At 70.0% G+C, this 5,629-nt stretch carries 5 protein-coding genes and 1 pseudogene; 3 read left to right on the top strand and 3 right to left on the bottom strand.

The window, feature by feature from the left end:
• The 3 genes from IE312_RS15200 to IE312_RS15210 all read right to left on the bottom strand — a co-directional run.
• Positions 1 to 734 (bottom strand): NAD(P)-dependent oxidoreductase (locus IE312_RS15200; protein ID WP_229899788.1); only part of this gene is annotated, 734 nt, incomplete at its 3' end.
• Complete coding sequence (locus IE312_RS15205) at positions 731 to 2,041, bottom strand: glycosyltransferase family 4 protein (protein WP_189982050.1); 1,311 nt, start codon at positions 2,039 to 2,041, stop codon at positions 731 to 733. The genes IE312_RS15200 and IE312_RS15205, both read right to left, overlap by 4 nt.
• Positions 2,042 to 2,085: 44 nt before the next feature.
• Entirely contained in the window at positions 2,086 to 2,568 is a 483-nt protein-coding gene (locus IE312_RS15210) for an ATP-binding protein (protein WP_189982052.1), read from the bottom strand.
• A 246-nt stretch (positions 2,569 to 2,814) separates the two neighbouring features.
• Between IE312_RS15210 and IE312_RS15215 the strand changes: the two genes are divergently transcribed.
• The 3 genes and pseudogenes from IE312_RS15215 to IE312_RS40165 all read left to right on the top strand — a co-directional run.
• Positions 2,815 to 4,260, top strand: coding sequence for an NsdA family TPR-like regulatory protein (locus IE312_RS15215; RefSeq protein ID WP_189982054.1), 1,446 nt, complete (start codon positions 2,815 to 2,817; stop codon positions 4,258 to 4,260).
• 10 nt (positions 4,261 to 4,270) lie between these two features.
• A complete protein-coding gene (locus IE312_RS15220) occupies positions 4,271 to 5,221 on the top strand; it encodes an FAD-dependent oxidoreductase (RefSeq protein WP_189982056.1) in 951 nt (316 codons plus the stop codon).
• Positions 5,222 to 5,416: 195 nt separating this feature from the next.
• Positions 5,417 to 5,629, top strand: a pseudogene (locus IE312_RS40165) (DUF317 domain-containing protein); the annotation flags it as partial.

Here is a 5,629-nt window from a genome sequence, read left to right on the forward strand (position 1 = left end):
TGGTCGACGGTTGCCGCGCGGCCGAGGTTGAGGAAGAGAGAGCGGGGCTTGCACGCCGAGAAGAGGTCATGGTCGAAGTAGCGGTCCGTCGCCGGGGTCGCGGGCAGCAGATTGACCACTACGTCGGCGACGGACACCGCCTGGTGCACCGCCGTCGTGTGCACCCACGTGATCCCGCCCTCGGAAGCCGCAGGTGGTGTCCGGCGCACTCCGATGACGTTCATGCCGAAGGCCCGAGCGGCCTGGGCGAGGTGGCGTCCGACGCTGCCGCAGCCGACGATGGTCATCGTCGCCCCCGCCAGGTCGAAGAACTCCTCGGCCAGGTCGTCCTTCCACCAGCCACGGTTCCGCTGGACGCGCTGGCTGATGAACAGCCCGCGGGAGAAACCCAGGACCAGGCCCATGGCGTGCTCGGCCATGGGCCTGCCGTGGAAGCCGTACGAGCGGGTCAGGGCCACCCCGACGGAGTGCGCCTCGGCGACGGGCAGATGGTCAGTGCCGGCGGCCGGGGAAGCGATCCACTTCAAATGTGGCGCGGCGAACAGCCACGAGGGCGCGAATCGCCATCCGAAGTAGATGTGCGCGTCAGCCAGCTCGTGCGGCACGGCCTCCTCGGTCGCCCTGCGGAACTCGACGCCGGGGAAGGCGGCGGACAGCGCACGCTCGTGCTCGGAGGACAGCCGCCAGAAGGAGTGCGGGGACTCCAGGCTGATCAGCACCACCGGCTGGGTCATCGCGCGCGGCCCTCCGCGGTGGCTGACCGCGCCAGCGCCCAAGGGGCGATGCGGTCCATGACGGAACCGACGCTGGCCTCGTAGTCGTGGCGGGAGCGCACCAGGGCCGCCCCGGCGGTCCGGAGCCGATCGCGTTCTCGGGGCAGGACGGTCAGGGCCCGGTGCAGAGCGGATGCCAGGGACCTGGGGTCCTGCGGTGCGGCCGTGAAACCGGTCTCGCCGTCGATGACGGTCTGAGCCAGGCCGCCGGCCGTGGTCGCGACCACCGGGCCCGCACCGGCCGCGAACGCCTCCAGGGGTATCCGGCCGAAGGGCTCCTCGCGAGAGGGAACGATGACCGCGCGCAGGGCCGGGCTGTGCAACCAGGCACGGATAGCGGGGGTGAAGCGAGTGATCAGAGTCGCGTCCAGATCGTGCGCCCGGATGTGTGCCGCCAGGTCCTGCTGGTACGAGGAGGGCTGCTTGTGATCCTCCGAGGTCACAGCAGCCAGCAGCAGGTGAGGAACGGGGACACCGCGTTCCTTCAGCAGGCGCAACGCCTCCAGGAGATCTTCGAAGCCTTTCGTCGGGACTGCGCGGCCCATGGCGAGAAGGAATCCGGCGCGGGCCTTGAAAGGCAGCGGCAGAGCCGTGGCCGGCCTGACCATCTCCTCACGGATCAGTCCGTTCGGGATGCTCACGATGCTTGACCGAGGGACGGCGTAGTTGACGACGAGGTGGCCTCGCATATGGGAGGAGATGGCCCCGACGCGCCCACCTCGGAGTGTCGCCGCCCGCAGGGCGTCCCGCTCCCAGCGGACGCGGGAGACGTCCTTGGGCCGCGTCAGCGCGGTCGTGGAGCGGGGCACGAGCAGCAGGTCCGTGGTCGGCGACGTGTAGGGCGCGAGCCCGAGGAACGGGATGTCGAGACCGACGAGGAGGCACCGGCTCGCCCGCGCGGCGATGCGTATGGCCGCCTCGCCCGCCAGGTCGCACAGCTGCACCGAGCCGCGGACCGAGTCCGGCGGCGCGTTGACCTTCGGGATCATGATGACCTCGGCCGCGGCCTGTCGCAGAATCTGCCGCACCTCGCCGGCCCACCGCTGATCGTGCGCTCCCGCGGTCTCGGGCACGTGCGGGGTGATCACTGAGAGGCGGCCTGCCGGCAGGAGTCGGGCCAGTGCCGTGAGGAAGGCGCGGTTGCTGAAGCCGGTGCCCGACTCCGCGCCGTAGAAGCCCTCGTGGAGAGCGACGACGACCCTGGGCTGGCGAGCGGCCTCCGGCACAGCCGTGCGTGAGGGTGGGGAAGTCGCATGGTCGATGCGCACTGTGTGGTGCCTCCTTGGAGGACGGGTTTGGGCAGGCGTGGACATCAGGCGCCGACGGACGAAAAGCACGGCCTGTGGGTGAGTCGGCACCAGGCACGAGAGCCGTGGGTGCCAGTGGTCAGCGACCAGGCGTCGGCCAAGGCATCGACGATGACCAGTCCCCGTCCTGATTCGGCCTGCTCGTCGGGAGCGGTGGGAGAAGCGGGTGCGGGTCGGCAACAGCCGCCGTCGGTGACGGTGATTTCGATCTCCAGGCCGCCGCCGGTCAGACTCCTGCGGTCGACGCACAGAACCAACGGAGGACTGCCCGAGACGAAGGCGTTCGTCGCGAGCTCCGACCCGATCAGGCGGGCGTCAGCAAGTACGTCCGTCTCAGTGCCACGCAGCGCCAGCGTCACGGCGCTCCGGGCGACCTCGGCCGCTTCCGGTCCGTACGGCAGATCCGTGATCAGGGTGGTCGTGCCGTCGCCAGCGGCGAGCCCGCGTCCGGCGGCGGAGGTTGGTCGTCCGGCGTCACGGTCCAGCACACCGCTCGGTCGGCCTGGGGAGGTGCTCGTGTGCTGTCTCAAGGCCCACCTCTTTCTCCGTCGGCCCGTGAAGACGGGCGCCTCCGCCGGGATCCAAGAACACAGGAGAGGGAAGGTCAGACAGGACCCGATCAGTGGGTCAACTCGGTCAACTTCCATGCGACGGTGGTGAATCGTCCGTCCAGGGGCATCACCATGGGGCTCGCGAAGTGATGGACGAACCACTGGAGCGAAGGGTGGTCGCACGTGGCACCGCAGACAGGCGAGCCCAACGTCGTACTGGCGGGGTGCCTCGACGAACTCGGGTGGAGCCCGAAGGCGCTCGCTCGCAAGCTCAACCGGGTCTTCGGCGCGGGGACGGTGGCCGAGTCGGCGCCGTACCACTGGCGGGACGCCGGCTCCCTGCCGCGTTCGCCGTTGCCGATGATGGCCGCCTACGTGCTCTCCCAGGAGCTGGGTAGGAATGTCTCGATAGCCGAACTGTGGCAGGGTCGTGTGGGCGACTCGTCAGCGCTGGTCCCCGCGGACACGGATCTCGCGCGGCCTTGGACCGCGCAGGGCATGGAGGCGATCGTGGAGGAGTGGGTGATGGGAGGGCTCGTCGACCGGCGCCGGTTCCTCGCGATCTCGGGCGCGGGACTCCTCGCGATCGTCGCCCAGTACCTCGACGGCACCGCGGGACGCGGTCAGTACACGCCCCGAATGACGTCGTCGCTCGGCACCGATCCGCTCGTGGACCAGGTCGAGCAGCACCTTCCCATGCTCCAGTTGCTCGATGACGAGCACGGAGGGGCACGTCATCTGCCCTACGTCGGAGCCCAGTTCCGGGCTGTCGGGCTGCTGATTCGCGAAGGCGGCCACCCTCCGGCTGTCACGAGCCGTCTGATCCGCGCGCTCGCGGAGATCGGTCAGCTGGCCGGCTGGATGGCCTTCGACGCGGCCGACCACGGACTGGCGCAGCGCTACTTCGTCACGGCGCTCCGGGCCGCGCATCAGGTCAATGATCTCCCCCTGTGCGCCCACATCCTGGGCGACCTCTCCTTCCAGGCGGCGAGTCGAGGACACCCCGCGGACGCCATCGCTCTCGGTGAGGCCGCCCGCCGGGCAAGCGACGCCGCCCCGCTGGCCGTCCAGGCATCCGTCCTGTCCCGACTCGCGTACGCCTACGCCGCCGCTGGCCGTGACAACGACTTCGCCCACACTCGTGGCGTTGCCCGCGAACTGATCGCAAGCCGGGACGGCGGCCAAGAAGAGCCCCGCTGGATGTACTTCCTCACCGACAACCACCTGGACTGCCAGGCCGGTTACGGCCTCATCCAGATGGGTCGTGCACGGCAGAAGGCGGAGAGCGGAAAGGAGAGCCGCCGCTTCCTCGCCCAAGGGACCGAGATGCTCAGATCCGGGGCGTACGACGTCCCGCGCGGCGACCCGAGCCAGCGCCGAGCCATGTTCGAGGGAGCCTGGCTGGCCCTGGGCCACAGCGCGCACGGAGACCTGGAGGCAGCCTGCGAGATCGGCCGGATCGCCGCCGACCGCCTTGATGTCGTCCGCTCGCCTCGCAGCGCGGCGCTGCTCCACCAGCTTGCCGCCGACCTTCGCCGCCGACAGCGCAACCCTCACGTGCGCGGCTTCCTGCCAGCCCTGGAGGACGCCCTCGCCCAACACGCCCCATCGACGCAACCCGGCCGTTAGGGTCGGGTCCATGACCGCAGGGGAGCGCGTTGTCGTTGTCGGGGCTGGGGTGGCTGGGCTCACCACGGCCGTTGTTCTCGCCGAGGCCGGGGCTTCGGTGTACGTGATCGCCGAGCAGGTGCCGGGGGCCACGTCGCTGGCGGCCGGGGCGATGTGGGGGCCTTACCTGGTCGAGCCGAAGGACAAGGTCGACCAGTGGGGACAACGGTCCCTGGAGATCTTCCGGGAGCTGGCCCAGGACCCGGCGACGGGCGTCCGGCTCACCAGTGGCATCGAGGCGTCCCGCACGGCCGAAGCCGCGCCGGACTGGGCCACCACTTTGCCCGGTTTCCGACCGTGCGAGCGGGTCGAACTCCCGGCCGGGTTCACGGCTGGCTACCGGTTCACCGTGCCACTGATCGACATGCCCACCTACCTCGACTACCTCCTGCGCAGACTCCGCGAGGCCGGCGGCGTGGTCGAGCAGCGACGGCTGACTTCGCTCTCGGACGCCGGTCCGGCTTCGGCGATCGTTAACTGCGCGGGCCTTGGCGCACGCGACCTGGTTCCGGATCCTGACCTCCGGCCCATCCGCGGCCAGCACGTCGTCGTCACCAACCCTGGGCTGACCGAGTTCTTCTCCGAGGACACCGGCCTCTCCCCGGACCTCCTGTGCTTCTACCCCCACGGCGACACGGTCGTCCTGGGCGGCACCGCGATCGACGGCGAGGGCGATCTGGCCCCCGACGACAAGGCGGCTGCCGGCATCCTCGCCCGGTGCGCCGAGGTCGAGCCCCGACTCGCTCAGACCCCTGTCCTGGAGCACCGGACCGGCGCTCGACCGACCCGCGCCACCGTCCGCGTGGAGGGAGAGGCGCGGGACGACGGCACCCTGGTGGTGCACAACTACGGGCATGGAGGCGCCGGCGTCACGCTGTCGTGGGGGTGCGCCGAGGAAGCTCGGAACCTGCTGGGCGTGTGACCTTCGACTTCGTCGGAGCGGTCTTGGGGTCGCGCGCGCCGTTTGTACGGGATACGACCGTGCCGCTGCGGCGCTGTGTATCGCAGTTCGCCGGGGGCAGACAGCGAAGATCCACGAATGACTGGCCAACGCCACAGCGGCATGTGAACCTGGACGACCTTCTCGTAAAAGACCAGGTCAGAGAGGTGGTTGCCCGTGACTGCGGCGTCCACGGCTCCCGGATTCTCCACCACCGTCGAGGCTCTGCGGCTGCGTGGGTGGCTGCTCGGCCCTGGCCAGGCCACGCTGGTGATGGATCAGTTCTCCGCCGACGACTTCCACCTGGTCGTGGACGACCGCGCGGACGTGCATGTCAATTCCAAGGATGGGCGTTTTTACCTTGGTTGGTTCCCGCTCGGGCGTCCTGGT

This window comes from Streptomyces capoamus (assembly GCF_014654935.1).
In the GTDB taxonomy this organism is placed as follows: Bacteria; Actinomycetota; Actinomycetes; order Streptomycetales; family Streptomycetaceae; genus Streptomyces; species Streptomyces capoamus.

Bases quoted from the DNA above. Each gene is read 5' to 3' on its own strand.
- IE312_RS15220 (WP_189982056.1), top strand. From the start codon at position 4,271: ATGACCGCAGGGGAGCGCGTTGTCGTTGTCGGGGCTGGGGTGGCTGGG.